The sequence below is a fragment of the Chromobacterium sp. LK11 genome (genome assembly GCF_001043705.1).
In the GTDB taxonomy this organism is placed as follows: domain Bacteria; phylum Pseudomonadota; class Gammaproteobacteria; order Burkholderiales; family Chromobacteriaceae; genus Chromobacterium; species Chromobacterium alkanivorans.
The window spans coordinates 182,216-207,446 of the sequence record NZ_LDUR01000029.1 but is presented as its reverse complement, the minus strand read 5'-3'; the positions used below and the strand labels follow the sequence as shown (position 1 = coordinate 207,446).

At 65.9% G+C, this 25,231-nt stretch carries 27 protein-coding genes; 14 read left to right on the top strand and 13 right to left on the bottom strand.

Translation table 11 applies throughout. From position 1 onward, the window contains the following. Window positions 1–162 precede the first annotated feature (162 nt). From VK98_RS17975 to VK98_RS17950, 6 genes are read left to right on the top strand one after another with little or no spacing between them, the layout of a single operon-like run. Window positions 163–1,152 carry an iron-containing redox enzyme family protein gene (locus tag VK98_RS17975; protein ID WP_048415324.1) on the top strand — a complete coding sequence of 330 codons (990 nt, stop codon included), beginning with the start codon at window positions 163–165 and terminating at the stop codon, window positions 1,150–1,152. Window positions 1,153–1,161: 9 nt separating this feature from the next. After that, entirely contained in the window at window positions 1,162–2,163 is a 1,002-nt protein-coding gene (locus VK98_RS17970; RefSeq protein WP_048415323.1) for a hypothetical protein, read from the top strand. 33 nt (window positions 2,164–2,196) lie between these two features. Beyond that, window positions 2,197–3,687, top strand: a complete 1,491-nt coding sequence (locus VK98_RS17965; RefSeq protein WP_048415322.1) for a hypothetical protein — start codon at window positions 2,197–2,199, stop codon at window positions 3,685–3,687. Next, entirely contained in the window at window positions 3,671–4,948 is a 1,278-nt protein-coding gene (locus VK98_RS17960; RefSeq protein ID WP_053077468.1) for an aspartate aminotransferase family protein, read from the top strand. Before VK98_RS17965 ends, VK98_RS17960 begins: the two co-directional genes overlap by 17 nt. Continuing rightward, window positions 4,945–5,868 carry an EamA family transporter gene (locus VK98_RS17955; protein ID WP_048415321.1) on the top strand — a complete coding sequence of 308 codons (924 nt, stop codon included), beginning with the start codon at window positions 4,945–4,947 and terminating at the stop codon, window positions 5,866–5,868. Before VK98_RS17960 ends, VK98_RS17955 begins: the two co-directional genes overlap by 4 nt. Continuing rightward, window positions 5,865–6,296, top strand: a complete 432-nt coding sequence (locus VK98_RS17950; RefSeq protein WP_048415320.1) for a GNAT family N-acetyltransferase — start codon at window positions 5,865–5,867, stop codon at window positions 6,294–6,296. Before VK98_RS17955 ends, VK98_RS17950 begins: the two co-directional genes overlap by 4 nt. Window positions 6,297–6,500: 204 nt before the next feature. Here VK98_RS17950 and fabG read toward each other — a convergent pair whose 3' ends face one another. Together fabG and VK98_RS17940 are read right to left on the bottom strand one after the other, a co-directional pair. Beyond that, window positions 6,501–7,271, bottom strand: coding sequence for a 3-oxoacyl-ACP reductase FabG (gene fabG, locus VK98_RS17945; protein WP_048415319.1), 771 nt, complete (start codon window positions 7,269–7,271; stop codon window positions 6,501–6,503). 43 nt (window positions 7,272–7,314) lie between these two features. Further along, window positions 7,315–8,196: a LysR family transcriptional regulator gene (locus VK98_RS17940; protein WP_231589316.1), complete on the bottom strand. Its 882-nt coding sequence runs from the start codon at window positions 8,194–8,196 to the stop codon at window positions 7,315–7,317. 485 nt (window positions 8,197–8,681) lie between these two features. On the opposite strand from VK98_RS17940, the gene VK98_RS17935 reads away from it, so the two are divergent. The 4 genes from VK98_RS17935 to VK98_RS17920 are packed head-to-tail and all read left to right on the top strand — an operon-like array spanning window position 8,682 to window position 12,187. After that, window positions 8,682–9,398, top strand: a complete 717-nt coding sequence (locus tag VK98_RS17935) for an ABC transporter permease (protein ID WP_048415317.1) — start codon at window positions 8,682–8,684, stop codon at window positions 9,396–9,398. 53 nt (window positions 9,399–9,451) lie between these two features. Further along, on the top strand, window positions 9,452–10,372 hold the full coding sequence (locus tag VK98_RS17930; RefSeq protein ID WP_048415316.1) for a glycine betaine ABC transporter substrate-binding protein: 921 nt from the start codon (window positions 9,452–9,454) through the stop codon (window positions 10,370–10,372). A gap of 10 nt (window positions 10,373–10,382) precedes the next feature. Then, on the top strand, window positions 10,383–11,042 hold the full coding sequence (locus VK98_RS17925; RefSeq protein WP_048415315.1) for an ABC transporter permease: 660 nt from the start codon (window positions 10,383–10,385) through the stop codon (window positions 11,040–11,042). Continuing rightward, entirely contained in the window at window positions 11,042–12,187 is a 1,146-nt protein-coding gene (locus VK98_RS17920) for a betaine/proline/choline family ABC transporter ATP-binding protein (protein ID WP_048415314.1), read from the top strand. Before VK98_RS17925 ends, VK98_RS17920 begins: the two co-directional genes overlap by 1 nt. 18 nt (window positions 12,188–12,205) lie before the next feature. On the opposite strand, the gene VK98_RS17915 is transcribed toward VK98_RS17920, so the two are convergent. Next, the gene (locus VK98_RS17915; protein ID WP_048415313.1) at window positions 12,206–12,442 is read right to left on the bottom strand and encodes a helix-turn-helix transcriptional regulator; all 237 of its coding nucleotides are present in this window, start codon (window positions 12,440–12,442) and stop codon (window positions 12,206–12,208) included. A 428-nt stretch (window positions 12,443–12,870) separates the two neighbouring features. On the opposite strand from VK98_RS17915, the gene VK98_RS17910 reads away from it, so the two are divergent. Further along, window positions 12,871–13,419, top strand: a complete 549-nt coding sequence (locus VK98_RS17910; protein WP_048415312.1) for an NADAR family protein — start codon at window positions 12,871–12,873, stop codon at window positions 13,417–13,419. Window positions 13,420–13,488: 69 nt separating this feature from the next. On the opposite strand, the gene VK98_RS17905 is transcribed toward VK98_RS17910, so the two are convergent. The 3 genes from VK98_RS17905 to VK98_RS17895 all read right to left on the bottom strand — a co-directional run bounded on the left by VK98_RS17905 (window position 13,489) and on the right by VK98_RS17895 (window position 15,550). Beyond that, window positions 13,489–14,496, bottom strand: coding sequence for a class 1 fructose-bisphosphatase (locus tag VK98_RS17905; protein WP_048415311.1), 1,008 nt, complete (start codon window positions 14,494–14,496; stop codon window positions 13,489–13,491). Between the two features lie 114 nt (window positions 14,497–14,610). Next, window positions 14,611–15,045 (bottom strand): MarR family winged helix-turn-helix transcriptional regulator, encoded by a 435-nt coding sequence (locus tag VK98_RS17900; RefSeq protein ID WP_048415310.1) that lies wholly within the window; start codon window positions 15,043–15,045, stop codon window positions 14,611–14,613. Next, window positions 15,038–15,550: an ATP-binding protein gene (locus VK98_RS17895; RefSeq protein ID WP_048415309.1), complete on the bottom strand. Its 513-nt coding sequence runs from the start codon at window positions 15,548–15,550 to the stop codon at window positions 15,038–15,040. Before VK98_RS17895 ends, VK98_RS17900 begins: the two co-directional genes overlap by 8 nt. Before the next feature lie 148 nt (window positions 15,551–15,698). On the opposite strand from VK98_RS17895, the gene VK98_RS17890 reads away from it, so the two are divergent. Further along, window positions 15,699–16,472 (top strand): ABC transporter substrate-binding protein, encoded by a 774-nt coding sequence (locus VK98_RS17890; RefSeq protein WP_048415308.1) that lies wholly within the window; start codon window positions 15,699–15,701, stop codon window positions 16,470–16,472. Between the two features lie 190 nt (window positions 16,473–16,662). On the opposite strand, the gene gcvA is transcribed toward VK98_RS17890, so the two are convergent. Further along, complete coding sequence (gene gcvA, locus VK98_RS17885; RefSeq protein ID WP_048415307.1) at window positions 16,663–17,556, bottom strand: transcriptional regulator GcvA; 894 nt, start codon at window positions 17,554–17,556, stop codon at window positions 16,663–16,665. A gap of 219 nt (window positions 17,557–17,775) precedes the next feature. On the opposite strand from gcvA, the gene acnB reads away from it, so the two are divergent. Together acnB and VK98_RS23880 are read left to right on the top strand one after the other, a co-directional pair. Beyond that, a complete protein-coding gene (gene acnB / locus VK98_RS17880) occupies window positions 17,776–20,361 on the top strand; it encodes a bifunctional aconitate hydratase 2/2-methylisocitrate dehydratase (protein WP_048415306.1) in 2,586 nt (861 codons plus the stop codon). A 122-nt stretch (window positions 20,362–20,483) separates the two neighbouring features. Next, complete coding sequence (locus VK98_RS23880; RefSeq protein WP_156187939.1) at window positions 20,484–20,936, top strand: hypothetical protein; 453 nt, start codon at window positions 20,484–20,486, stop codon at window positions 20,934–20,936. A gap of 22 nt (window positions 20,937–20,958) precedes the next feature. Here VK98_RS23880 and VK98_RS17865 read toward each other — a convergent pair whose 3' ends face one another. From VK98_RS17865 to VK98_RS17845, 6 genes are all read right to left on the bottom strand, one after another. Continuing rightward, window positions 20,959–22,344: an MATE family efflux transporter gene (locus VK98_RS17865; protein ID WP_082159117.1), complete on the bottom strand. Its 1,386-nt coding sequence runs from the start codon at window positions 22,342–22,344 to the stop codon at window positions 20,959–20,961. Window positions 22,345–22,488: 144 nt separating this feature from the next. After that, a complete protein-coding gene (gene aac(6') / locus VK98_RS17860; RefSeq protein ID WP_048415302.1) occupies window positions 22,489–22,932 on the bottom strand; it encodes an aminoglycoside 6'-N-acetyltransferase in 444 nt (147 codons plus the stop codon). A 235-nt stretch (window positions 22,933–23,167) separates the two neighbouring features. Further along, complete coding sequence (locus VK98_RS23875; RefSeq protein WP_156187938.1) at window positions 23,168–23,326, bottom strand: hypothetical protein; 159 nt, start codon at window positions 23,324–23,326, stop codon at window positions 23,168–23,170. Between the two features lie 130 nt (window positions 23,327–23,456). Further along, window positions 23,457–23,777, bottom strand: coding sequence for an SMR family transporter (locus VK98_RS17855; protein WP_048415301.1), 321 nt, complete (start codon window positions 23,775–23,777; stop codon window positions 23,457–23,459). Continuing rightward, the gene (locus VK98_RS17850) at window positions 23,774–24,148 is read right to left on the bottom strand and encodes a multidrug efflux SMR transporter (protein WP_048415300.1); all 375 of its coding nucleotides are present in this window, start codon (window positions 24,146–24,148) and stop codon (window positions 23,774–23,776) included. The genes VK98_RS17855 and VK98_RS17850 overlap by 4 nt, the downstream gene beginning before the upstream one ends. A gap of 270 nt (window positions 24,149–24,418) precedes the next feature. Continuing rightward, entirely contained in the window at window positions 24,419–25,180 is a 762-nt protein-coding gene (locus tag VK98_RS17845) for an ABC transporter substrate-binding protein (protein WP_048415299.1), read from the bottom strand. Window positions 25,181–25,231: the final 51 nt, after the last annotated feature.

Sequence of the window (25,231 nt, the reverse complement as noted above, 5' to 3'; positions counted from 1 at the left end):
GTTGTGGTCAAACCCCGCAATCCGCGTCCGGTCCTGGTGCCGGTCCACTTGTAATCGGGTATGGACGGGGTAGCCGTTTCAGGCGCGAAGCCCTGACCGATCCGGATTCCGCGCCGCCGGCTTGCCGGCGGCCGCTCTCATCTTTTAAGAGGAGACGTCCTCGTGTCCCATCCTTCCGATCTTCGTTTTTGCCTGAACGGCGATGTGATTTCGCAGTCGCCGCTGGTGGTCAAGACCGCCGGCGACGAGGAACTGGAGATTTCCGCGGGCCTCGCCAACGCGGAGGAGGTCGGCGAGCTGATGGCGCGGTTGGCCCGCGGCTGCAGCCAGCGGGACGCGGAGCGCATTCTGCCGCGGCAATCCGCCGACGAAGTGCGGCGCCTGCTGGTCAGCCTGGAGAACTACGGCGTGATCCGCCCGCTGGCGCCGGCGCGGGGCAAGACCGGGCTGGAGGTGCTGCTGGAGGTGGAAGACCTGTCCAACCGCCTGCTGTACCAGACGCTGTACCGCAATCCGTTCTGGACCCACTGTCAGAACGCCAGCCAGCCGGGAGACATTCCGGAGCGGGTGTTCCACGGCATGGTGATCGAGAACTATCACTTTTTGTTCCGCGAAAGCTATTTCGACGCGCCGGTGCTGTCCTATGTGCCCAACACCCAGGCGCGGCTGGCGATGAACGCCTTCTTCGCCGAGGAGTACGGCCACGACGAACTGCTGCTGCAGGCGCTGAACCGCATCGGCATCAGCCGGGAGGACCTGGCCCACACCGTGCCCCTGCCGCAGACCATGGCGCTGTGCAACGCGCTGGCCTATTGGTCGCACAACGATCCGCTGTTCTTCTTCACCACGCTGGGCATTCTGGAGGGCAAGGACATCCGGCAGGATTCCTTCCTGGACGCCGCCTACCGGCTGGGCGTGGACGCGGACTTCCTGCGCCCGGTGAAGGCGCACTCGGACATCAATCTGAAGGGCGAGCACGGCAGCCTGACCCGCAAGATCTTCGCGCAGATTCCGGTGGTGGACCAGGAGACGGCGCGGCGCCTGCTGGCGCAAACCCATTTGTTCGTCGAACTCTACGACGCTTTCTACAGCGCGGTCTGGCGGCACTACCTGCACGCCGACACCCTGCTGCGCCGCATCGAGCATTACTGAGGAGGCAATATGCACGGACCCGGCACTCACGATCTGTTTCATTGCCCGGCGCTGCGGCCCGGGGTGGAAATCCAGCCGCAGGACGGCGGCGTGGCCCTGCTGTACCGCGAGCAGTCCTGCGACTTGCAAGTGGCCGACGAGGGCCGCCTGCAATTGCTGGCGCTGCTGGACGATCTGCAGCGCGCGCCGGCCAGCATGTCGGCGCTGCGCGCCGCCCACCCCGAACTGGCGGGGACCATTCCCGGCCTGCTGGAGGAGCTGGACCGGCTGGGGCTGGTGACCGAGGCTAGCTTCGCCTTGCCGGACGACGCGCTGTCCGGCTGCGAATTCAACACCCGGCTGCGCAATCTGGCGCAGCGGGCGATGCGCAAGCGCGGCCATTCCCGGCTGTACGGCATGCTGTCCGACGGCAGCGCGCCGCGCAATGTGCTGATCGGCTACGCGCTGGAGTATTACTACCTGGTGCGCGCGGCGCCCGGCCTGATCGCCTCGGCGCTGTCGCACGCGGACAGCCGGCAGAATCAGCGCAGCATCCAGCGCTTCCTGGTGTCGGAACTGGACCACGACCAGATGCTGGCCGAGAGCCTGGCCAGCGTGGACATGGAGGTGGAAGGGCTGGACCACCTGCAGCCCTTGCCGTCCACCTTCGCCTTGTGCGCGGCCTTGGGCGTGTTCGCGCGCCAGCACCTGCTGTCGTTCAAGAGCGTGCTGTTCCTGTTCGAGATGCCCGGCGACGAGTTCAACCGCGCGCTGGTGCGTTGCTGCGAGCGCGCCGGCCTGGACAAGGGCTTCTGGGAGCCCCTGCTGCGCCACGCCTACCTCAACGACACGCTGGGGCACGACGACATCACCGCCGAACTGTTGCAGGACATCAGCGCCATCAGCCGCGAGGAGCAGCTGGTGGTGGAGAAGAACCTGGTGCTGACCATAGAAACCATGGCGCTGCAGGACGAGGAAATCGTCGAATACTACAGCCGGCCGGACGCCTTGATGCCGCGGCTTTATCTGTAGCCCGCCCGGCGACGGCAGCCGAAGGAGACCGCGATGGAAGCCTGGCAAGTCACGCATTACCGCGCGCCGCATCTGGTGCCGTTCAGCGCCCACCTGGCCGACGACGGCCAGACCGTGGTGCTGGCGGCGGACGCCAAGGAGTACGAAATCCAGTTTTCCGGCGTGGACGGCGGCCGGGTGCTGGACAGCGTGCTGGCGATGGCCAATCCGGACGCGGAGATCTGGTTCGACATCCACGCCGGCTCGGCGCCGTCGTGGCAGCTGTCGCTGGCGCAGCAGCTGGACGCCTTGTCGCTGATCCGCGACGCGCCGGCGGACCCGGCGGCGCTGGAGCGGCAGCGCCGGCAGTGGAGAGCGCTGACCCGGCGTTGCGTGGACAAGCTGTTGGCGGCCACCTCCGCCGACGCGCGCGGCGCTTACGCGCCGGTGGTGCTGAGCATGCTGCGCTTGCTGGACGAGCCGGCGCCGCAGGCCGACGCCTTTTGCATCGACGACGCGGGCGCGCCGGAGTGGCGCGACAATTTCGCGCTGCAAACCTTCTATCTGCAAAAGCTGTACCTGGCCGACAATCTGCCGCAGGCGCTGACGCTGTGGCGGCGGGTGCTCAACGGTTTCGCCGACGGCGCCGGCTTCGTCGGGCTTAGCCGCCGCGAGGCCGGCGCGGAGGAAGACCCGGCCAGCGAGGGCTTCTACTGCCCGGCGCATCTGGAGGCCTATCTGCTGTGCCTGACGGACCTGTTGCTGCTGGCGCCCAAGCCGCAGGCGCGGCGGCGGCTGGTCCATCGCGAACCGGCGTCGGCGGTGGACAGCGGCGTCAACTTCATGCGCCGCGCCGAGCAATTCGCGCTGGACGGCCTGGCCGAGCTGGGCGAGTCGCGTTACGTGAGCCGGGTGAACGCCGCCGACGCCGGCTTCGGCCCCTTGGTGCAGGGGCTGTTCATCGAGCAATACCACGTCACCCAGCGCTTCGTCGAAATCATCGCGCCGCTGATGACCAAACGGCTGCGCAGCCCGCTGAAGCAACGCGTCTACCGTTACTTCCAGGAAGAGCTGGGCCACGAAGTCTACGAGCGCGCCACCTGCGAAGCGCTGGGGGTGCCGCCGGCCTGGCTGGATCAGGCGCTGCCGCTGCCGCTGTTCCAGGCCTATGTCGACGCCTTCACCGTGCTGGGCCGCTATGACCCTATCGGCTATCTGAGCTCCATCATGGTCACCGAGGGCATGCTGGGCGTCGACAATCCGGTGCACGAGCGGCTGGAGTCGCTGGTGGAGTTCCGCGCCGACTACCAGCGGGTGGCCAAGCGTCACGACGACCTCAACCTCGAGCTCAACCACGCCGCGCTGTCCCGGCTGTTCTTCCGCGAAATCAGCGCCTTGTCGCCGCTGACGCAGCAGCGCGCGCTGGCCAATCTGGCTTATCTGCTGGAGCTCAATCTGCGGGCGATGGACCAGGTGGCGGACTTCTACGGTCCGCAGGCGCAGCTGGCCGTCTGCTCGCTGGACCGCTATGCCGCGGCCGGCTGAGCGCGCGGCGGCTCAGGCCGCCTACGCCGCCAGCGTCAATCCGGCCTGGCTGGAGGTGTTGCGGCAATGCGGGCTGGACGCCAGGGCGCTGGAGGCGGAGGGCGGCTGGCTGCGGCTGGAGGACGGCCGGCGCTGGCTGGACTTCGTCGCCGGCTACGGCGCGGCGGCGCTGGGCCACCGGCCGCGTGAGCTGTTGGCCGGCCTGGCCGAAGACCTGTTCGATCCCGCGCCCAATCTGCATCCGCTGGGGTTTTCCGGCTTGGCTAGCGATCTGGCGGCGGAACTGCTGACATTGGCCGGCTTCGCCGACGGCAAGGCGCTGTTCGCCAGCACCGGCGCCGAGGCGGTGGAGGGCGCGCTGAAGCTGGCGCGGATGGCCAGCGGCCGCCGGCGCGCCTTGAGCTTCGACGGCGGCTTCCACGGCTTGACGTTGGAGGCTACCGCCTTGGCCGGCGGCGACTTCTGGCGCCAGGGCCTGCCGCGCGGCGAGGACTGCGCGGTCCTGCCCTGGGGCGACCCGGCCGCGGCGGCGGCGGAACTGGCGCGCGGCGACGTGGCCGCGGTGCTGTTGGAACCGGTGCAGGGCAGCGCCGGCGCGCGCGCCTGGCGCGGCGAGGACTTGCGGGAGCTGGCCGAGCAGTGCCGCCGCCACGGCGCCTTGCTGATCTACGACGAGGTCCAGTCCGGGCTGGGCCGCTGCGGCGCCTGGTTCGCCTACCAGGCGCTGGGCGCGCCGGCGCCGGACCTGCTGATTGTCGCCAAGGGCTTGAGCGGCGGCGTGCTGCCGGTGTCGGCGCTGTTGTTTCGCGAAGACGTCTACCAGGCGGTGTTCGCCCGGCCCGGCTGCGCCAAGATCCACGGCTCCACCTTTGGCGGCAACCGGCTGGCGCTGAGCTGCGGCTTGCGCATGCTGAGCCTGCTGCGCCAGCTGGACGCGCCGGCGCGGGCGCGCGAGCGCGGCGAGGCGCTGCGGCGGCGTTGGCGCGGCGCCGGGCTGGAGGGTTTCGAGCTGGAGGGCACGGGCTTGATGCTGGCGCTGCGCGCCGGCCCGGCGGCGCAAGAGCGGCTGGGCGAGGCCGCCGCCGGCCTCTTGTGGCTGCAATTGCTGCAAGAAGGCACGCTGACGGCCCCGGCGGCGCACGACGTCGCCGCGCTGCGCCTGCTGCCGCCCTTGAACGTGACGGACGCGGAGCTGGATTTTTTCCTGGAAGCCTGCCGGCGCGCGATCGCCGCGCTGGAACAAGAGGCGACGACATCATGAAGTTTGGACACGTATTGCTGGCGGTGCTGGTGGCGGCCATCTGGGGCCTCAGCTTCATCGTGGTGAAGATAGGGCTGACCGAATGCCCGCCGCTCTTGCTGGCGGCGTTGCGCTTCGTGGTGGTGTTCGCCGCCGGGGCCTGGTGGTTTTCGCGGCCGCCCTTGCCCTGGCGCTGGTATCTGCGCGCCGGGCTGTGTCTGGGCGTGATCCAGTTCGCCGGCCTGTTCTCCGCCATCAAGCTGGGCATGCCGGCCGGCATCGTGTCGGTGCTGGCCCAGTTGCAGGTGTTCATCACCTTGCTGCTGGCCAGCCTGCTGCTGGGCGAAACGCGCTCCCGGCTGCAAAAGGCGGTGATGGCGCTGGCGCTGCTGGGCGTGCTGCTGCTGGGCTACGCCCGTTATCAGGACGCCTTGCCCTTGCTGCCGCTGGCGCTGGCCTTGATCGGCTCGGCCGGCTTCGCCTGGGGCAATGTGGAGCTCAAGCGCGCCGGCAAGGTGGACATGTTCGCCTTCACCGTGTGGATGAGCCTGGTGCCGCCGCTGCCCTTGCTGCTGCTGTCCTTCGCGCTGGAGGGCGGCCCGGCGGCGGCCTGGAGCGCGCTGGCCGGCTTCGGCTGGAGCGCCACGCTGGCGCTGCTGTTCCTGGCCCTGATCGGCACGCTGTTCGCGCTGGGCAGCTGGGGCAAGCTGCTCAGCCTGTATCCGGCCACGCTGGTGGCGCCGTTCTCGCTGCTCAGCCCGGTGTTCGGCCTGCTGGGCGGCTATTGGATCCTGCACGAGCGCTACGACGCGCTCAGCATCGTCGCGTCGGCCTTGATCGTGGCGGCGCTGGCGCTGAACACTTACGCCGGCAAGCTGGACGCCGCGCGCGCCTGGCTGGCGGCGCGGGTTCAGCCTGGCAAGGGAGCCGCGCCGCGATGAGCGACAGCGAACTGGAGATCTCCACCGACAAGCACCGGCTGGACGTGGCGCTGATCCACGCTTTCCTGCACGATCACGCGCCCTGGGCCAAGGGCATTCCGCGCGCCACGGTGGAGCAGGCGATCGCCGGCTCGCTGTGCTTCGGCGCCTACCTGGACGGCCGGCAGGTGGGCTTTGCCCGCGTGGTGACCGATATGGCCACCTTCGGCTATCTGTGCGATGTGTTCGTGACGCCGGAACATCGCGGCCGCGGCTACGCCCGGCAGCTGATGCAGCGCGTCGCCGCCGAGCCGGCCTTGGCCCGGCTGCGGCGCATCGTGCTGGTGACCTCCAACGCCCACGAGGTTTACCGGCCGTTCGGCTTCGCCGCGCTGGAGCATCCCGAGCGCTATATGGAGTTGCACCGGCCGGAGGTCTACCAGGCTTAGGCCCGGATCCTCCATCGGCGCACCTTGGCTGAGGCGCGCCGCGCGGTTTTGTTAGCGGTTCTTAGAACGTGTTTACGATCTCGCGAGCTAAGGCGAGACAAGGCGAAAACCGTTGAGAAAGCGGAATGTACAAGTGGTACATGAGCATTTCGAAGCGGTTTTTAACGCCGTATCGCCGACGCGCAGCAGATCGTAAACAGGTTCTTAGCCGGCCAGCGCGTCCAGCGACTCCGGCAACACCTGGCCGCCGTCCACGATCAGCGTCTGGCCGGTGATGAAGCCGGCTTCCTTGCTGGCGAAGAACAGCGCGGCGTTGGCGATGTCGTCGACGCTGCCCAGCTGCCGCAGCGGCACCGCCGCCGCCATCTTGTCCAGATAGTCCTCGCCCAGTTCGCGCAGCCCCTCGGTCAGCACATTGCCCGGCAGCACCGCGTTGATGGTGATCTCGTCGCGCGCCAGCTCCAGCGCCGCGCTGCGCATGAAGCCCAGCTGGGCCGCCTTGCTGGCGCCGTAATGGCTCCAGCCGGCGTAGCCGGTGACCGGGCCGGTGATGGAGGAGGTCAGGATGACGCGGCCGTATTCGGCCTGGCGCAGATAGGGCAGCGCCGCCTGCACGCAGAGGAAGTTGCCGCGCACATTGGTGTGCTGCACCTGGTCCCATTCCTCCGCGCTCATGCTCTCCAGCGGCGCGGACGGGAACACGCCGGCATTGCAGCACAGCACGTCCAGGCCGTTCCGCGCGGTCTCCGACAGCAGGCGGGCGACGTCCTCGGGCCGGCCCACGTCGGCGACATGGCCGGCCGCGCTCAGGCCTTCGGCCCGCAGGCGGGCCAGCGCGGCGTCCAGCTTGTCCCGGCTGCGGCCGCTGATCGCCACGCGCGCGCCGGCGCGGGCGAAGGCTCGGGCCAGGCCCAGGCCGATGCCGGCGGTGCCGCCGGTGATGAGTACGCTTTTGTCTTTGAGCGGGGTCAACATGGTTAGGTCTCCTTGAGCGAGGGGGTACGGGGGGAGGGCGGCGTCAGCGCAGCTCGGGATGGCCGCGCAGCCGCTCCGCCATCAATTCGATGAAGGCCCGGGTCTTGGCCGAGGCCAGCCGGCCTTCCTGGTGCAGAAGGTGGATGGGCTGGCCGGCGTCGTCGTAGTCGGCCAGCAGCGGGAGCAATTGGCCGGCGGCCAATTGCGGCGCCACCTGATAGGACAGCAGGCGGGTGACGCCGAGGCCGGCCACCGCGGCGGCGATCGCCGCCTCGTTGTTGCTGACGGTCAGCCTGGGCTTGAGGCGCACGCTCAGCGGCTTGCCGCCGTCGTTGAAACGCCATTCGTGGCAGGAGCCCACGCCGCGCGAGGCGATCAGCGCGTGCCGCTGCAAATCCGCCGGCGACAGTGGGACGCCGCGTTCGGCCAGATAGGCCGGCGCCGCGCACAGCACTCGCCGCACCTGGCCGACGCGCAGGGCGCGCAGGCTGGAGTCCGGCAGCTCGCCGATGCGGACGGCCACGTCCACGCCTTCCTCCAGCAGATTGACCACCCGGTCTAGCAGCAAGGCGTCCACCGTCACCTCGGGGTGGCGGCGCAGGTAATCGTTGATTCCCGGCATCACGTAGCGCAGGCCGAACAGCGCCGGCGCGGTAACGGTCAGCAAGCCGCGCGGCGGCGCGTTGCCGCCGGAGGCGGCTTCGTCCGCCTCGTCCGCCGCGGCGATCACGCGGCGCGCGTCCTCCAGATAGCGCTGGCCGGCCTCGGTGACGCGCACATGGCGGGTGCTGCGGTTGAGCAGCCGGGCCTGCAGCCGCGTTTCCAGCGCCGCCACCGCGCGCGTCACCGCCGGCGGCGACATGCCCAGCTTGCGCGCCGCGCCGGCGAAGCTTTCCGCCTCCGCCACCGCGATGAATACGGTCATCAAATGCAATCGGTCCATATTTTTTGCAGTGATTATTGCAACTGGCGAAACAGCGCATTGTGGCCCCGGAAAGGGAGGGCGGCAAGTGGCCGTTGGGACGGCGTCCGCGGCCGGCGAGCCGGGCCAACGCGCGCGTACCTTATAGGGCGGTTGGCGCAGGGCGGCCGGATTATCCATTTGGTTTGACGTCATGAAAAAGAAAGATTGCGTTTTCAATGCCTTGTCCTTGTCTGTCAAGTGTGGATTCGAACATTAGAAAATTTGCATGTTCGATACAAACAGTGTTATAACTTATTAGGTTTTTCATCAGGCGCAGACCGCGCCACTCAAAATCGACGGTTTCGCGCCGTCGAGCCCCGCGTAGAACGCACCTCATGTCCGGCCCGCGCCGGATGTCTTTTTACTGGCAGCTCTCTAGTTGTCGCGATCATTACAGCGGATCGCCGTGGTCTTGCCGGCCATTGCCTTCGCCAAGGAGGACGCAGATGCACAAAAGAGCGTTTAGCAAGCGCAGCATGATCGGGCTGATCCTGGTCGCCGTAGCGGCGGCGGGATTGATTTACGGTGTAAGCCCAGCCGTATGGACCGAGTACCGGGAAGATCTGATCTACCTGGGCCGGCAACATCTCTATCTGGTGGGCGTCTCCATGGCGCTGGCCCTGGCCGTGGGCTTGCCCAGCGGCGTGTTGCTCAGCCGTCAGCGGCTGCGGGGCAGCGCCGAGCACTGGATGCAGATTTTCAATATCGGCAACACCCTGCCGCCGATGGCGGTGCTGGCGCTGGCTATGGCCCTGATCGGCATCGGCGACGCGCCGGCCATCGTGGCGCTGTTCCTGGCGTCCTTGTTGCCCATCGTGCGCAACACCTACGCCGGCCTGGCCGGCCTGCCGCCGGCGCTGCTGGAAGCCGCCGACGCGCTGGGCATGACCCCGCGCCAGCGGTTATGGCGGGTGGAGCTGCCCAACGCCTTGCCGGTGATGCTCAGCGGCGTGCGGGTGGCGCTGGCGCTGAACGTGGGCACCGCGCCGCTGGCCTTCTTGATCGGCGCCAGCAGTTACGGCGAGCTGATCTTCCCCGGCATCTACCTGAACAACCACACCGCGCTGCTGCTGGGCGCCGGCGGCACCGCCTTGATCGCGCTGACGCTGGACCTGACGCTGGCCGGTCTGGGCCGCCTTGCCGCCGCCCGCGGCCTGGCCTGATCCGAACACCCCCCTGTCGCCCGTTCCGGCGGGCGCTCGCACGGAGGATATTTATGACAAAAGCACTTTTTTCCTCGCCCTGGCGCCGGCTGGCGCGCCGCGCGCTGGCGCTGGCGGCCTTGCTGACCGCCGCGCCGGCCTTCGCCGCCGGCCTGGTGCTGGGCAGCAAGAACTTCACCGAACAGCATCTGCTGTCCGACATCACCACGCAGTACCTGGGCAGCAAGGGCTACCAGGTCACGCAAAAGCCCGACCTGGCGACGGTGATCCTGCGCAACGCGCTGGAGAATCGCCAGCTGGACCTGGTGTGGGACTACACCGGCACCGGCCTGATCATCCATCACGGCATCCAGAAGAAAATGAGCAACGAGGAGGCCTACGCCACGGTGAAGAAGCTGGACGAGCCGTTGGGGCTGATCTGGCTGAACCCGGCGCCGCTCAACAACACCTACGCGCTGGCGATGAAGCGCGAACGCGCCGAGGCCGAAGGCGTGCGCACCCTGTCCGACCTGGCGCGGCGGGTCAATGAAAACAACGGCGGCTCCAAGCGCTGGCAGCTGGGCTTCGATATGGAGTTCGCCGGCCGGCCGGACGGCCTCAAGCCGATGCAGCAGCTGTACGGCATGGAATTGAGCCGGCCGCAGATCCGCCAGATGGACCCGGGCCTGGTGTACAACGCCATCCGCGACGGCTTCGTCGACGCCGGCCTGGTCTACACCACCGACGGCCGGGTCAAAGGCTTCGACCTGGTGGTGCTGCAAGACGACATGGCTTATTTCCCGGCCTACGCCGCCACCCCGGTGGTGCGCCGCGACACGCTGGAGCGCAATCCCGGCCTGGCCGACGAGCTGAACAAGCTGGCGGCGCTGCTGGACAACGACACCATGTCCGCGCTCAACGCCAAAGTGGACATCGAACACCGTCCGGTCAAGGAAGTCGCCAGCGAATTCCTGCGCCAGCGCGGCCTGATCTAAAGGAGGCCGGATGGAAACCCTATTGCAAACCTGCCAGTTCATCTGGCAAGACCTGCCGCAAATCGCCGCCCTGGCGGAGCAGCATCTGAGATTGGTGGGCATCGCCGTCGGGCTGGCGGTGCTGCTGGGCGTGCCCCTGGGCGTGCTGATCGTTCGTTTCCAGGCGCTGGCCGGCCTGGTGCTGGGCCTGGCCACCGTGGTGCTGACCATTCCGGCCATCGCCTTGTTCGGCCTGATGGTGCCGCTGTTCTCCATGATCGGCCAGGGCATAGGCGCGGTGCCTGCCATCACCGCCGCCTTCCTGTACTCCCTGCTGCCCATCGTGCGCAACACCCACACCGCGCTGACCCATCTTGAGCCCGGCGTGCGCGAAGCCGGCCGCGGCCTGGGGCTGACCTTCTGGCAGCGCCTGCGCTGGGTGGAGCTGCCGCTGGCCACGCCGCTGATCTTCGGCGGCATCCGCACCGCGGTGGTGCTGAACATCGGCGTGATGGCGATCGCCGCCATCGTCGGCGCCGGCGGCCTGGGCACCCTGATATTGCACGGCATCAGCCAGAGCGACATTCGCAAGCTGATCGCCGGCGCGGTGGCGGTGAGCGTGCTCGCCGTCGCGATGGATTGGTTGTTGCTGCGCGCTCAGCGCGCGCTGACCCCGAAAGGAATTCGTTGATGATTGAACTGCAAAACCTCTGCAAGCAATTTACCCAGAAAAACGGCCAGGTCTTCCAGGCGGTGGACAATGTCAATCTGCACGTGCCGGAAGGCGAAATCTGCGTGCTGCTGGGCCCGTCCGGCTGCGGCAAGACCACCACCATGAAAATGATCAACCGCCTGATCGAGCCCACCTCGGGCAAGGTGCTGATCAACGGCGAGGACACCGCCGGCATCGACAGCGTGACGCTGCGCCGCCAGATCGGCTACGTGATCCAGCAGATCGGCCTGTTCCCCAATATGACCATCGAGGACAACATCACCGTGGTGCCGCGGATGCTGGGCTGGGACAAGAAGCGCTGCCGCGAGCGCGCGCGCGAACTGATGAGCATGGTGGCTCTGGACCCGAACCGCTTCTTGCAACGTTATCCGCGCGAGATGTCCGGCGGCCAGCAGCAGCGCATCGGCGTGATCCGCGCGCTGGCGGCCGACGCGCCGGTCTTGCTGATGGACGAGCCCTTCGGCGCGGTGGACCCGATCAACCGCGAACAGATCCAGAACGAATTCCTGCAAATGCAGCGCCAGCTGGGCAAGACCGTGATGCTGGTCAGCCACGACATCGACGAGGCGATCAAGCTGGGCGACCGCATCGCGGTGTTCCGCCAGGGCCGCATGGTGCAGTGCGCCGGCTCCGACGAGATCCTGGCGCGGCCGGCGGACGACTTCGTCGCCAGCTTCGTCGGCCAGGACCGCACCCTCAAGCGCCTGCTGCTGGTGCAGGCCGGCGAGGTGGCCGACCAACAGGAAACGCTGACCGCGCGGCTGGACACGCCGCTGGCGGCCGCCTACGGCCTGATGGACGACAACGATCTGATGCACCTGACCGTGGTGGACGCCGACGGTCAGCCGCTGGGCTTTGTCCGCCGTCGCGACGCGCGCGGCGCGGACGGCGTGTGCGCGGACAAGATCAAGCCGGTGAGCGTGACCGCGGCGGCGGGCGAGAACCTGCGCGTGGTGCTGTCCCGCTTGTACGAGCACAACCTGACCTGGATGCCGGTGTTGGACGCCGACGGCCGCTACAACGGCGAAGTGTCGCAAGACTACATCGCCGGTTATCTGAATTCCGGCCGCACCTCGGCGCGCGCGCGCCAGACGGCGGTCTGACGCCGGGCGGGCGGAGAGTCAGACCGAAGGCTCTCCGTCCGCCGGGTCCGCCTCCCGCAAATGGGCGAGCAAATCGCCGGGCTGGCAGCCCAGCTGCCGGCACAGCGCGTCCAGCGTGTCCAGGCGCAGGCTCTTGACCTTGCCCAGCTTCAACAGCGACAGATTGTGCGGCGTGATGCCGATGGCCAGCGCCAGATCCTTGGATTTGATCTTGCGTTGCGCCAGCATGACGTCCAGCGTGATCACGATAGCCATGCCGGTCTCCCCAGTTTTTAATGTCTTTCCCAACAGCGGCTTACAGGCTTATGGGGGAAAACATACTCCGCTACGCCGCCGCATGGCAATGCGGACGGTTGCGGTCGCGCTGAGTAGTTTTACCTATGGGCAAGCGGGGTGGCCGGTCCTATGTTGGTAGGGCGGTGTTGCGTATCCACTGCGCCCGGGGCGCGGGCGGAGACGGTGAAATCATCGCCGCGCGGTAATTAATCATTGTTTTTGTCAGCTTGCGTGGAAATCGGCGGATTCATGCGCGGCCGGGCTTTGCGCCGCGCTTGTCTAACCCGGTTCCGGCTCCTTATAGTGATGGCCATGCAGAAGTTCAGCGCCGCGGCGACAGCGGACGAAGAGGGGCTCTTGGTATTTTTTGCGGCATATGGCCGCGCAGGAAGTGGAGGACGCGGACCATGGCGATCCGGACAGTAAGTGAGTTGCGCAAGCGGGCGGCGGCCGGCGAAACCCTGGATTTTCTGTTTTTCTGGGGACACCGGCCCAAACACGAGGACGGCGTCTGCAAGAGCTGTCTGAGCCAGTGGTTCCCGGCCAGCTTCGAGATCGACGGCCTTGGCTACGCCAGCGCCGAGCATTACATGATGGCGGAAAAAGCCCGCTTGTTCGAAGACGCGGAGGTTCGCGGCAGGATACTGGCCGCGGCCACGCCGGCCGAGGCCAAGGCCTTGGGCCGCCAGGTGCGCGGCTTCGACAGCGCCTTGTGGCAGCAGTGCTGCTGCGAGGTGGTGATGCGGGGCAATCTGGCCAAGTTCGAGCAAAACCCGGCGTTGGGCGATTTCCTGCGCGGCACCGGCGACGCCATCCTGGTGGAGGCCAGCCCGGTGGACTGCATCTGGGGCATAGGCTGGGCCGAGGACGACCCGCAGGCCAGCCTGCCGGAGATGTGGGACGGCAGCAATCTGTTGGGCTTCGCCTTGATGGAAGTGCGCGAGCGCCTGCGCTAGCCGCGGACGATGCCCGGCAAGAAAAAACCCTGTCGAATTCGACAGGGTTTTTTCGTTCGGCGCAGCCGTTTATTGTTGTTCGGCGTGATAGCCGGTGACGCGTTCCACTTCTTCCTTGGAGCCCAGGAACACCGCCACCCGCTCGTGCAGCTTCTGCGGCTGGATGTCCATGATGCGCTGGCGGCCGTTGGTGGCCGCGCCGCCGGCCTGCTCCACGACGAAGGCCATCGGGTTGCCTTCGTACATCAGGCGCAGCTTGCCGGCCTGGTCCGGGGTGCGCGCGTCGCGCGGGTACATGAAGATGCCGCCGCGGGTCAGGATGCGATGCACCTCGGCCACCATGGACGCCACCCAGCGCATATTGAAGTCGCGGCCGCGCGGGCCGGTGCTGCCGGCCAGCAGTTCGTCCACATAGCGTTTCACCGGCGCTTCCCAGTGGCGCATATTGGACATGTTGATCGCGAACTCGCCGGTGCTTTCCGGCACCTTCATGTCCGGGTGGGTCAGCACGAAGGAGCCTTGTTCGCGGTCCAGCGTGAAGCCGTTGACGCCGCTGCCGAAGGTCAGCACCAGCAGGGTTTGCGGGCCGTACACGGTGTAGCCGGCGGCCACTTGCTCGGTGCCGGGCTGCAGGAAGGCGTCTTCGGTGGCGTGGTCTATGCCCTCGGGACAGCGCAGGATGGAGAAAATGGTGCCCACCGAGATGTTGACGTCGATATTGGATGAGCCGTCCAGCGGATCGAACATCAGCAGATACTCGCCCTTGGGGTATTCGCCGGGGATGTGGTAGGGCAGCTCCATTTCCTCGGAGGCCATCGCCGCCAGGCTGCCGCCCCATTCATTGGCGTCCAGCAGGTAATCGTTGGCGATCACGTCCAGCTTCTTCTGCGCCTCGCCCTGGATGTTGCCGGTGCCGGCTTCGCCCAGCACGCCGGCCAGCGCTCCCTTGTTCACCGAATAGCTGATGGCCTTGCAGGCGCGGCCTACGGTTTCGATCAGCAGGCGCAATTCCGGCGGCAGCGAGCCGGCCTTGCGTTGCTGTTCGATCAAAAAGCGGGAGAGGGTGATGCGGCTCATGGCAATCCTTAGCTTTGGGTGGTGCGCGAATGATAAGGCCGGCGCGGCGCCGGCACAACGCGGCATTATAGCGGATAAGCCGTTTGCAGTCGTCATGTGGCGGCTTGGCCAGGCTCAGCCGTCGCCGTTCAGCGGCGCCAGCGCCGCCAGCAGCAGCTCGATGTCGGCAGGGGCCACGCCGCGCATCGCGTCGCGGCAGGCCTGGTCGGCGGAGAGCCGGGCGTGCTGGTAAAGCTCGGCGCCGGCTGGGCTCAGGCAGGCGTAGCCGACGCGCGCGTCGCGCGCATCGGCCTGGCGTTCGACCAGGCCGATTTTCTCCAGCGGCAGCAGCGCGCGGGTGGCGCCGGACACCGTCAATCCCAGGCAGGCGGCCAGTTCGGTGCGCCGCAGCCGCCCGGCCTCGGCATGGCGTAGATGGTGCAGGATCATGAAGTCGCCAAAGCTGAGACCGTGCAGATTGGACAGCCGCTGATCCAGCTTGCGGGTCAGCGCGGACTGGGCGCGCATCAGGCGCAAGCAGAAGGTCAGCTCCGCGGCGGCGTCAGTCATGGATGCGCTCCGGTTCCGCGTCCGCCTGCAGCCGCAGCCTTTCCTCCGCGCTTGGCGCTTCGAACAAGGCGTCCATCGCATCGAACATCGCCGGGCTGACAGTGAAGGAAAAGGTGTCGCCGCCCTCGGTATTGCGCCGCATCACGCGTTGCTTGCGCTCGGCGCGTTCGGCGTCGACGAAGACATCGCGCAGCGGGTAGCCGGCTTCAGCCGCCAGCCGGCGCCAACGCTCGCGGTCCGCCACTCGCATCAGGCCCAGGTCCAGCGCCACCTCGCCGCCGGCGGCCAGGATTTGCCGGCAGAGGGGCCAGATCAGCGCTTCGCAGCGCGCCACGCGCGCCAGCGCCCATTCCATCGTGATCGGCTGCGGGCAGTCCGCGCCGAATAGCGTCTGCATCCAGTCGTCGATGGAAAAGACGATGGCCTGGTGGCTGGCCGCCAGCTTGCGCGCCAGCGTGGATTTGCCGGCGCCTTGCGGGCCGTAGATCAGATGTAGGGTCGGCATTTTAGTTTCCAGATTGTTGAGTAATCAACTATATGGCTATGGCATTTTTCCGTCAAGGCCAGGCGGCGATAGTGTCGGCGATTCCTCGGCAACCACGGCGAAGCGCGGCTATGAATAAAGACAGGATCAAGCCGAGCGGGGAATCATCATGGCGAGAGCGATATTGGCGCTGCTATTGCTGTTGACGGCATGGCAGGCGCGGGCGATCACCATCTACACCGAGGACTGGCCGCCCATCACCTTTCAACACAACGGCGTGCCGGACGGCATGGCGGTGGAAGTGGTGCGCGAGATCCAGGCGCGCATGCACGACAACAGCGCCATCGACGTAGTGCCCTGGGCGCGCGGCTACAAGGAGTTGCTGACCACGCCGGGCGTGATGCTGTTCACCGTGGGGCGCAACGACACCCGGGAGAAGCAGATGACGCTGCTCGGGCCCATCGCCATTTCGCAAACCGTGCTGCTGGCGCGCAAGGGCGAGGCGGCCGGCCTGCTGGCTCTGGGCAACGGCATTTATCACCGGCCAGTGGGCGCTTACCGCGGCAGCATCTTCGCCGACGCGGCGATCGCGGCCGGCTTCATCGAGGTGGATCTGGCGCCCACCCCGCAAATCACCGCGCAGAAGCTGCTGGTCGGCCGCTACGATATGTGGTCGGAGGGCGGCTTCGTCGTCGCCTCGGTGCTGAAGGACATCCACCAGCCGGCGGACGCGGTGGAAGTGGTGCGGGTGCTGGAAACGCTGGAGCTCTATCTGGCGTTTTCGCGCGGCACCTCGCCGGCGGAGGTCAAGCGTTGGCAAACCGCGTTCACCGCCGTCAAGAAAGACGGCAGCTTCAAACGCATCTACAACAAATGGCTGCCGCGCGACACCGCGCCGATGGACGTCAAGCTGATTGGCTTGCCGCCCACCGCCGCGCATTGACGCCGTAGCGGTTCAACGCCGCAGCGCGGCAGACGTTGAAGCGGTCCTCAGAACCTGTTCAAAGTCTCGCGAGCAAGAGCGAGACAAGGCGAAAACAAGCGAAAAAGCGGAATGTACGAGGGGTACATGAGCATTTTGAGCTGGTTTTTAACGCCGTATCGCTGAAGCGCAGCAGACTTTGAACAGGTTCTCAGGGCGCGTCCGGGCGGGCGGCCTCGCTCTCCAGCCAGCGGCAGAAGGCGGCGACGGCGGCGTCCTCCGCCGCCGCGCGCGGCGCCACCCAGCAATAATCGCGCACCGTGGCCACCGGCGCCGGCAACGGCGACAGCAGCACGCCGGCGTCTATCTGCGCCTGCGCCATCGGCATCGGCCCCAGCACCACGCCCAGGCCGTTGATCGCCGCCTGCAAGGCCAGCGAGAAACTGTCGAAGTGCAGGGCGCTGGCCGGCTTCAGCTCCGGCACCCCGGCCAGGGTCAGCCAGCGCTGCCAGGCGGTGGGGCGGGTGTCGGCGTAGAGCAGGGTATGGCGCGCCAGGTCCGCCGGGCTGGCGATGGGCGCGGCGGCCAGCAGCGCCGGGCCGCACAGCGGCAGCTCCCACTCCTTGAGGAAGGGCTTGGCGATGTGGCCGGGCCAGTCGCCGGGGCCGCGGCGGATGGCGATGTCGAACGGGCTGTCCAGCCGGCTGATGTCGCGGTCCGAAGTGGCCAGGTGCAGCTCCAGCTCCGGAAACTGCTCGCGAAAACGGCTGAGCCGCGGCAGCAGCCAGTGCAGGGCGAAGGTGGGCGTGGAGTTGACGCTGACCCGGCGCCGGCGGTCCGCCTGCAGCAGCTGCGAAGTGGCGTTGGCGATCAGATCCAGACCGTCCTGCACCTGCACCAGATAGCGCCAGCCGGGGTCGGTCAGCTTGACCCTGCCGCCGCTGCGCTCGAACAGCGGCACGCCCAGCCAATCCTCCAGCTGCTTGATCTGCTTGCTCACAGCCCCGTGGGTGACGAAGAGTTCGCCGGCGGCGGCGGAAAAGCTCTCCAGCCGAGCCGCCGCCTCAAAAATACGCAGGGTGTTGAGAGGGGGGTAAGTGCTCATGCTGTGATTTTAACTCACAATCTATGTTGCGATAACTCGTTTGAAAGCGGACGGCTAACAGCGTAATCTTCAGGCATGAAATCAAGGCCGCGTCGCTCGGCGTCGCAAGCGCGCGGCCTTGACGGCGCAGCCGAAGCCTTACCTCATTGTCCCGCAGCGTCGGAGTCCCGGCCTTGCCGGGGACGCTGCCAACAACCCAAGCCATAAAGGTCCAAAGTCATGCTGGAAGCTTACCGTCAACACGTGGCCGAGCGCGCCGCGCTGGGCATCCCGCCGCTGCCGCTGTCCGCCAAGCAAGTGGAAGCGCTGGTGGAACTGCTGAAAAACCCGCCCAAGGGCGAAGAAAGCACCCTGGTCGAACTGATCACCCACCGCGTGCCGCCGGGCGTGGACGACGCCGCCAAGGTCAAGGCTTCCTTCCTGGCCGCCGTGGCCGAGGGCGACGTCCAATCCCCGCTGATCTCCCGCGAGCTGGCCACCCAGCTGCTGGGCACCATGCTGGGCGGCTACAACATCAAGCCGCTGATCGACCTGCTGGACGACGCCGCCGTGGCGCAGATCGCCGCCGACGGCCTGAAGAAAACCCTGCTGATGTTCGACGCCTTCCACGACGTGAAGGAAAAGATGGACAAGGGCAACGCCTTCGCCAAGGAGGTGGTGGAATCCTGGGCCAAGGCCGAATGGTTCACCAGCCGCCCGGCCGTGGCCGAGAAGATCACCGTCACCGTGTTCAAGGTCACCGGCGAAACCAATACCGATGACCTGTCCCCGGCGCCGGACGCCTGGAGCCGCCCGGACATCCCGCTGCACTACCTGGCCATGCTGAAGAACGCCCGTCCCGGCATCACCCCGGAAGAAGACGGCAAGCGCGGCCCGATGCAGTTCATCGAAGACCTGAAGCAAAAAGGCCACCTGGTCGCCTACGTCGGCGACGTGGTCGGCACCGGCTCCAGCCGCAAATCCGCCACCAACAGCGTGATCTGGGGCACCGGCGAAGACATTCCCTACGTGCCGAACAAGCGCTTCGGCGGCGTGTGCCTGGGCGGCAAGATCGCCCCCATCTTCTTCAACACCCAGGAAGACTCCGGCGCGCTGCCTATCGAAGTGGACGTGTCCAAGATGGACATGGGCGACGTGATCGACATCTACCCGTATGAAGGCAAGATCGAGAAGGCCGGCCAGAAGATCGCCGACTTCGCGCTCAAGTCCGACGTGATCCTGGACGAAGTGCGCGCCGGCGGCCGCATCAACCTGATCATCGGCCGCGGCCTGACCGGCAAGGCGCGCGAAGCGCTGGGTCTGCCGGCGTCCGCCGAATTCCGCCTGCCCAAGTCCCCGGCCGATTCCGGCAAGGGCTTCAGCCTGGCTCAGAAAATGGTTGGCCGCGCCTGTGGCCTGCCGGAAGGCCAGGGCGTGCGCCCGGGCACCTACTGCGAACCGAAGATGACCACCGTCGGCTCCCAGGACACCACCGGTCCGATGACCCGCGACGAACTGAAAGACCTGGCTTGCCTGGGCTTCTCCGCCGATCTGGTGATGCAGTCCTTCTGCCACACCGCCGCCTATCCCAAGCCGGTGGACGTGAAGATGCACAAGGAACTGCCGGCCTTCATCTCCACCCGCGGCGGCGTATCGCTGCGCCCGGGCGACGGCGTGATCCACAGCTGGCTGAACCGCCTGCTGCTGCCGGACACCGTGGGCACCGGCGGCGACAGCCACACCCGCTTCCCGATCGGCATCTCCTTCCCGGCCGGCTCCGGCCTGGTGGCCTTCGCCGCCGCCACCGGCGTAATGCCGCTGGACATGCCGGAATCGGTGCTGGTGCGCTTCAAGGGCAAGATGCAGCCGGGCGTGACCCTGCGCGATCTGGTCAACGCCATCCCGCTGTACGCGATCAAGCAAGGCCTGCTGACCGTGGCCAAGGCCGGCAAGAAAAACGCCTTCTCCGGCCGCATCCTGGAAATCGAAGGCTTGCCGGATCTGAAGGTGGAGCAAGCGTTTGAGCTGTCCGACGCCTCCGCCGAGCGTTCCGCCGCCGGTTGCACCGTGCATCTGGACAAAGCGCCGATCATCGAATACATGACCTCCAACATCACCCTGATGAAGACCATGATCGCCAACGGCTATCAGGACGCGCGCACGCTGGAACGCCGCATCAAGGCGATGGAGGCCTGGATCGCCAATCCGCAGCTGCTGAAGGGCGACGCCGACGCGGACTACGCGGCGGTGATCGACATCGATCTGGCCGACATCCACGAGCCCATCGTGGCCTGCCCGAACGACCCGGACGACGTGAAAACCCTGTCCGACGTGGCCGGCGCCAAGATCGACGAAGTGTTCATTGGTTCTTGCATGACCAATATCGGCCACTTCCGCGCCGCGTCCAAGCTGCTGGAAGGCAAGCGCGACATCCCGGTGAAACTGTGGGTGGCGCCGCCGACCAAGATGGACGCCGAACAGCTGACCGCGGAAGGCCATTACGGCACCTTCGGCACCGCCGGCGCGCGTATGGAAATGCCGGGCTGCTCGCTGTGCATGGGCAACCAGGCGCAGGTGAAGGAGGGCGCCACCGTGATGTCCACCTCCACCCGCAACTTCCCCAACCGTCTGGGCAAGAACTCCAACGTCTACCTGGGTTCCGCCGAACTGGCCGCGATCTGCTCCCGTCTGGGCCGCATTCCGACCAAGGAGGAATACATGGCCGACATCGGCGTGCTCAACCAGAAGGCCGGCGAAGTGTACCGCTACATGAACTTCAACGAGATCGCCGACTACCAGGAACTGGCCGACACCGTGAAGGTGTAATCAAGTCAATGATTTGATGCTCCGCCCGAGGGCGAGGCTTCGGGGCGTCCCAATGGATGCCCCCGGCCATACCCCAAAAAACACCCCGCTGGCGCGGGGTGTTTTCATTAAATGCAGCCTGGATGAGCCTGTTAAAATACCGGCCTTTATCCGGCGACGGTGTTTTTGAGCGGGGAGGTTTTGGTGGGGTTGTTGACGAACTTTGTAATTGCCGGCCTGGCGACGGCTTATCCCTTGTGGCGAATCTTCAGGCGGGTGGGCTTGCCGCCTTGTTATGCGCTGCTGGCCTTGGTGCCGGTTTTCGGCATGCTGGCGGCGCTGTGGGTTCTGGCAAGGTCGAAATGGCCGACGTTGGAAGGAGCCAAGTGATGGCGATCATCGGGATTATTTTGCTCTTAATCGCGGCGATTACGATTCTGACGGTGGTGCTGTCCGGAATCGTGATGTCGAGAATGGGGTATTCAAAGTGGGCCGGCCTGTTGTTCGCCTTCCCCTTTTTCGGCATCCTCGCTCTTTGGTTTCTGGCTTTCTCCCAATGGCCGCTTGAAATGAGTAAGCCGAAGAGCGATAAATAGGGCCGGATACTTGAGTGCCCATTTATTGGTGTGGGGATAAAGCCTTGGGCGGAGTCCATACGCTTAGCCGACATGCCAGCGCAAGCGCCGCCAGGCTAAGCCCTGCAGCCAACCCATACCATAAACCAATGCCGCCCAATCCTCCCTGAGTGGCCAGCATCCATCCGCCGCCAATACCTATCAGCCAATAGCCGATGCCGGCGATCCACATTGGGGTCAGCGTGTCGCGCAGGCCTTTCAGGCTGCGCGACAAGACGATTTGAGAGGCATCCGCTAGCAGGAACCAGGCAAGAACGCCCAGCAGCGTTTGGGCATCGCGCAACACCCCGGCCGTTTCGGCCTTGGCGGTATCGATGAAGACGCCGGCAATCCTGTCCGGCATCCACCAGCAAAGCGCGGCCAAGGGCGCGGTCAGCGCGGTGATCAGCAGCAGGGCACTCCAGGCCAACTGGCGGCCGCCTCGCACATCGCCTCGCGCCGCCTTGGCGGCCAGTTGCACGGTCAGTAAGTCGCCGATTCCCAGCGCCAGGATGATGAAAAGATCGCCAACATAGATGGCTATGGTGGTGGCAGCCATGAAGGCCACGCCGAAGTAGCCCGCCAGCAGCGTCACCACGCCGAACAAGCTGCTTTCGAACAAGCCAACAGCGAAGGAGGGCAGACCGATGCGGACCAGGTCGCGGCAGGATTGTCTGTCCAGCCTTGACAGCGAGCGCCAGCCAAAGCGGTAGCCGAGGCGGTGCCGACAATGGCGAGCAATGGCGAACAACATCGCCCAGTTGGACAAGGCGGTTCCTATCGCCGCGCCGGGCAGGCCAAGGGCGGGCAGGCCGAGCGCTCCGAAAACCAGCACATAATTGAGTGCGGCATTCAGCAGCACACCGCCGAGGCTGACGAAAAATATCACCCGATTCGCGCCCAGCGCCGAAACGTAGGCGCGGTAGACACCGAAACCCAGCATGGCGGGAATGCTCCAGCCGACGATGGCAAGGTATTGCGCGCACAAGGCGACCACGACCGGGTCCTGGCCGGCCAGCTGGAACGCCGCTGGCAGCAACAAGGCGGCGGCAATCAGTGCCGGGGACAGGGCGATGCAGGTCCATAGGCTGAGATCAAGCGCCGCCTGGGTACGGGCATGATCACCGCGCGCATGGGCCTCGGAAACGAAGATGCATCCGCTCGAAACCAAGGCCATGCCGCCAAATATCAATGGAAACAACGCGCTGATGGAAAGGCCGATTGCCGCCAGCTCCGTAGTGCCAAGATGGCCGACGAAGGCCGCATCGGTAAGCGTCATCGCCACTTCGGCCAGGTAGAAGCTGATAAGTGGCAGCGAGTGTTTGAGTAAGCGTCGTTCCTGCTGTAAATATCGCCGTTGTTGGGATGGCGGCGGGAGGGTTACGGGCATTGGCGATCCCTGCTTCCGACGATTAATGAACTTGTGCAGTTTTGGTTATTGCATCATAACAATCTTGCTTGCGGCAAGTTAGCGATCACTGGGGGCGGTATGGGTTTGCGGCGTTGTGAGACTGAAGCCCACGTCGCGTGAAGGTTAGGTCAGCGCCATCCTGAAAAACACCACTCTTTCCGTCTCCTCGAAGCCCAGCGCGGCGTGCATGCGCTGCGAGGCGAGATTGTCCAGCGGCGCGTCGGAAGCCAGTTCGGCGCAGCCGCGCTCCAGGCCCCAGGCCTGCACCGCCGCCACCAGCTGGCGGGCAATGCCGCGTTGCCGGTGGGCGGGCAGGACGAAGATGCCTTCCAGGAAAACCACCGGGCTGCCGTCGCAGCCGTTGACGTAGTCCTGCCGGATGGCGGCGTCGGCGAAGCCTAGCGCCTGGCCGGCGTCGTCCAGCGCCAGGAAGGACGCCAGCTGGCGGGAGCTTAGAATGCGTTCGCCGTCGGCGCGGTGCGCGGCGGGGGAGTGGTGCGGCCATAGTTGCTGGCGCAGGCCTTGCCAGGCCGGCAGCGTCGCCAATTTCAGCGCCCGGATGTGCATATCGTCCTTAATAAGCTGTTCAAAGTCCGTTGCGCGTTCGTGACGCGCATCACGGCGAGTGTACCCTCAAAATGCTCGCGCATCCCTTGTGCGTTCCGCTTTTTCGGTTGTTTTCGCTCCGTCTCGCCCTTGCTTGCGAGGCTTTGAACAGGTTTTTATGAGGCGCGACAAGCGCGGCGGCTGAAAAAACAAGGGGCCGGCATGGCCGGCCCGGTGTGGGGTTGGCGGCGGCGCGTCAATCGACTTCGCCGCACAGCTCGCAAGGTTGGTCCGTTTCGCCGTGGATGGCCAGGATGCCTACATCGCTGGCGCAGTGCTCGCAGAGGGTGAGCAAGGCTTGGGTGTTGTCCAAGGACTCTTGGCTCATGCCGCTCAAGACTTGATACTGTTGCATGTCTCAGCCTTTCATTGCTTGGATGGAGCCCGTACCCTAAACCGATACGGCCAGTGTGGCCATACTCAGATAGGACAGGTAGAGCGCGGCGGCGCGTCATAAAAGCGTCACGAAGCGCCGCCCTCGTTGATCAGGCGGTGGTCAGCACCACCACCGAGGAAATGACGATGGCCATGCCCGCCCAGCCCAGCGGCTTGAGCCGCTGGCCAAAGAAGATGCGCGCGCCGATGGCGGTGCCGATGATGCCCAGCGCGCCCCACAGCGCGTAGGCCACGGCGAGATCGATGCCGCGCACCGCCTGGCCCAGCAGGGCGAAAGCCACCCAGACCATGGCGATGGCGCCGAAGCCCCAGGCCTTGTTGCGGAAGCCGTTGGACTTTTCCAGCATCAGGTTGGCGGCCACTTCGATCAGGGCCGAGGACACTACGAATAAATAGAATACGGTTTTCATGCGGTTTGCTCCTGGGTTTGTTCATCGGCCTCTCCGGACACTACGCAGGCGATGCCCACCACGGACAAGGTCAGTCCGATGATTTCCTGGGTCAGCAGCGTTTCGCCGAACAGATAGACGCCGATCAGCGCCAGGCCGGCCAGGCCCAGGGCTTCCCAGGCGGCGTAGGCCACGCCCACGGAGATGGTGCGGATGGCGAGCGACAGGAAGTAATAGGACAGCGCCAGCGCCGCCGCCATCACCCCGTAGCCCCAATAGCTTTCGGTGCGGGCGGCGTAGGCCATGAAGGACGTGCCCAGGATTTCGGTGAGGATGGCCACCAGTAGAAAAGCCCAGCCCAGCCAGGGTTGGGAAGACGGTTGTGTTTGCATGCTACGCTCCTGTGATTGGAAATCCGGAAGCCACATGCGCTAGGGCGCAACAACGCTCCGCGAAATGCGCGGATGACGCCGTCAGCAAAGACAGTCGATCGCTTAGACCGCCCCGTGAACCTGATGGGGCAGAAGGGTTGTTTATCGCATTGAAGCGCAAGATAAGCGCCTAAATGGCGAGGCGCTTATGGTGGCTGTTTGATATTTTGAACAAATATAACACATCGCTAATGAATGTTCAATTTAATTGATAGTGAAAACTTTCAAATGCTATTTGCAGGCCGCCATGCGAACGTTGTAGCGGCGCGCCAGGCGCGGCAGCGTACCGTCGTGGCACAGCGCGTTCAAGGCCTGGTTGAAGTCCGCCACCATGCCGGGTTTCACTGATTTCAAAGGGAAACCGTACAGATAGGTCAGCGGTTGTATCGTGGCCAGCGGGCGGAGGCCGCTCAGCGCTTCGCGCCGGATGATGTAGCGAGTGACGTCTTCGTTGGCGAAAACCACCGCCTCGGCGCCATAGCGCATGGCGGCCAATTTCTTTAACACCGTTTCCTGATTATTTTCCACGGTGATGTTCATATTGGGCAGGCCGGCAATCAGCTTGTCCAGGGCGTTCTGAGAGACGGACGGGCCGTAGACCGCGATGCGGTGGTTGAGCAGATCCTGCGCCTGCTGGTAGCGGAAGGTGGAGCTGGCGGTGGCGAACAGGCCGTAACTGCTGTGGTACACCGGGGCGCTCAAGGCCAGCGATATCCTGCGCTCCGGCGTGTCCTGCACCGGGAAGATGCCGTCCACCTTGCCTTCCTCGGCCAGCAGCAAGGCGCGGCGCCACACCATGGCCTGGATTTCGCAGCTCCAGTTCAAGCGCTGGCAGACGGCCACCAGGGTATCCACCATCAGGCCCTGCGGCTGGGGTTTGTCGGTCACTTCGATGAAGGGGGGGAAATCCTGGGTGACGAAGTGCAGGGTGGCCGCGTCGGCATGGAGCGACAGCGACAAGGCCAGCGCGGCGCTGCTCAGCGATTTCAGCATGTGCGGGCTTCTCCCCAGTGAACGGCGCGGGGCCGGCGGCCCAACGGGAAC

What these genes read in the sequence shown, in the direction of transcription:
- VK98_RS17970 (WP_048415323.1), top strand. Translation starts at nt 1,162, where the DNA reads ATGCACGGACCCGGCACTCACGATCTGTTTCATTGCCCGGCGCTGCGG.
- VK98_RS17965 (WP_048415322.1), top strand. Translation starts at nt 2,197, where the DNA reads ATGGAAGCCTGGCAAGTCACGCATTACCGCGCGCCGCATCTGGTGCCG.
- VK98_RS17960 (WP_053077468.1), top strand. Translation starts at nt 3,671, where the DNA reads ATGCCGCGGCCGGCTGAGCGCGCGGCGGCTCAGGCCGCCTACGCCGCC.
- VK98_RS17955 (WP_048415321.1), top strand. Translation starts at nt 4,945, where the DNA reads ATGAAGTTTGGACACGTATTGCTGGCGGTGCTGGTGGCGGCCATCTGG.
- VK98_RS17950 (WP_048415320.1), top strand. Translation starts at nt 5,865, where the DNA reads ATGAGCGACAGCGAACTGGAGATCTCCACCGACAAGCACCGGCTGGAC.
- fabG (WP_048415319.1), bottom strand. Translation starts at nt 7,271, where the DNA reads ATGTTGACCCCGCTCAAAGACAAAAGCGTACTCATCACCGGCGGCACC.
- VK98_RS17940 (WP_231589316.1), bottom strand. Translation starts at nt 8,196, where the DNA reads ATGACCGTATTCATCGCGGTGGCGGAGGCGGAAAGCTTCGCCGGCGCG.
- VK98_RS17935 (WP_048415317.1), top strand. Translation starts at nt 8,682, where the DNA reads ATGCACAAAAGAGCGTTTAGCAAGCGCAGCATGATCGGGCTGATCCTG.
- VK98_RS17930 (WP_048415316.1), top strand. Translation starts at nt 9,452, where the DNA reads ATGACAAAAGCACTTTTTTCCTCGCCCTGGCGCCGGCTGGCGCGCCGC.
- VK98_RS17925 (WP_048415315.1), top strand. Translation starts at nt 10,383, where the DNA reads ATGGAAACCCTATTGCAAACCTGCCAGTTCATCTGGCAAGACCTGCCG.
- VK98_RS17920 (WP_048415314.1), top strand. Translation starts at nt 11,042, where the DNA reads ATGATTGAACTGCAAAACCTCTGCAAGCAATTTACCCAGAAAAACGGC.
- VK98_RS17915 (WP_048415313.1), bottom strand. Translation starts at nt 12,442, where the DNA reads ATGGCTATCGTGATCACGCTGGACGTCATGCTGGCGCAACGCAAGATC.
- VK98_RS17910 (WP_048415312.1), top strand. Translation starts at nt 12,871, where the DNA reads ATGGCGATCCGGACAGTAAGTGAGTTGCGCAAGCGGGCGGCGGCCGGC.
- VK98_RS17905 (WP_048415311.1), bottom strand. Translation starts at nt 14,496, where the DNA reads ATGAGCCGCATCACCCTCTCCCGCTTTTTGATCGAACAGCAACGCAAG.
- VK98_RS17900 (WP_048415310.1), bottom strand. Translation starts at nt 15,045, where the DNA reads ATGACTGACGCCGCCGCGGAGCTGACCTTCTGCTTGCGCCTGATGCGC.
- VK98_RS17895 (WP_048415309.1), bottom strand. Translation starts at nt 15,550, where the DNA reads ATGCCGACCCTACATCTGATCTACGGCCCGCAAGGCGCCGGCAAATCC.
- VK98_RS17890 (WP_048415308.1), top strand. Translation starts at nt 15,699, where the DNA reads ATGGCGAGAGCGATATTGGCGCTGCTATTGCTGTTGACGGCATGGCAG.
- gcvA (WP_048415307.1), bottom strand. Translation starts at nt 17,556, where the DNA reads ATGAGCACTTACCCCCCTCTCAACACCCTGCGTATTTTTGAGGCGGCG.
- acnB (WP_048415306.1), top strand. Translation starts at nt 17,776, where the DNA reads ATGCTGGAAGCTTACCGTCAACACGTGGCCGAGCGCGCCGCGCTGGGC.
- VK98_RS23880 (WP_156187939.1), top strand. Translation starts at nt 20,484, where the DNA reads ATGAGCCTGTTAAAATACCGGCCTTTATCCGGCGACGGTGTTTTTGAG.
- VK98_RS17865 (WP_082159117.1), bottom strand. Translation starts at nt 22,344, where the DNA reads ATGCCCGTAACCCTCCCGCCGCCATCCCAACAACGGCGATATTTACAG.
- VK98_RS23875 (WP_156187938.1), bottom strand. Translation starts at nt 23,326, where the DNA reads ATGCAACAGTATCAAGTCTTGAGCGGCATGAGCCAAGAGTCCTTGGAC.
- VK98_RS17855 (WP_048415301.1), bottom strand. Translation starts at nt 23,777, where the DNA reads ATGAAAACCGTATTCTATTTATTCGTAGTGTCCTCGGCCCTGATCGAA.
- VK98_RS17850 (WP_048415300.1), bottom strand. Translation starts at nt 24,148, where the DNA reads ATGCAAACACAACCGTCTTCCCAACCCTGGCTGGGCTGGGCTTTTCTA.
- VK98_RS17845 (WP_048415299.1), bottom strand. Translation starts at nt 25,180, where the DNA reads ATGCTGAAATCGCTGAGCAGCGCCGCGCTGGCCTTGTCGCTGTCGCTC.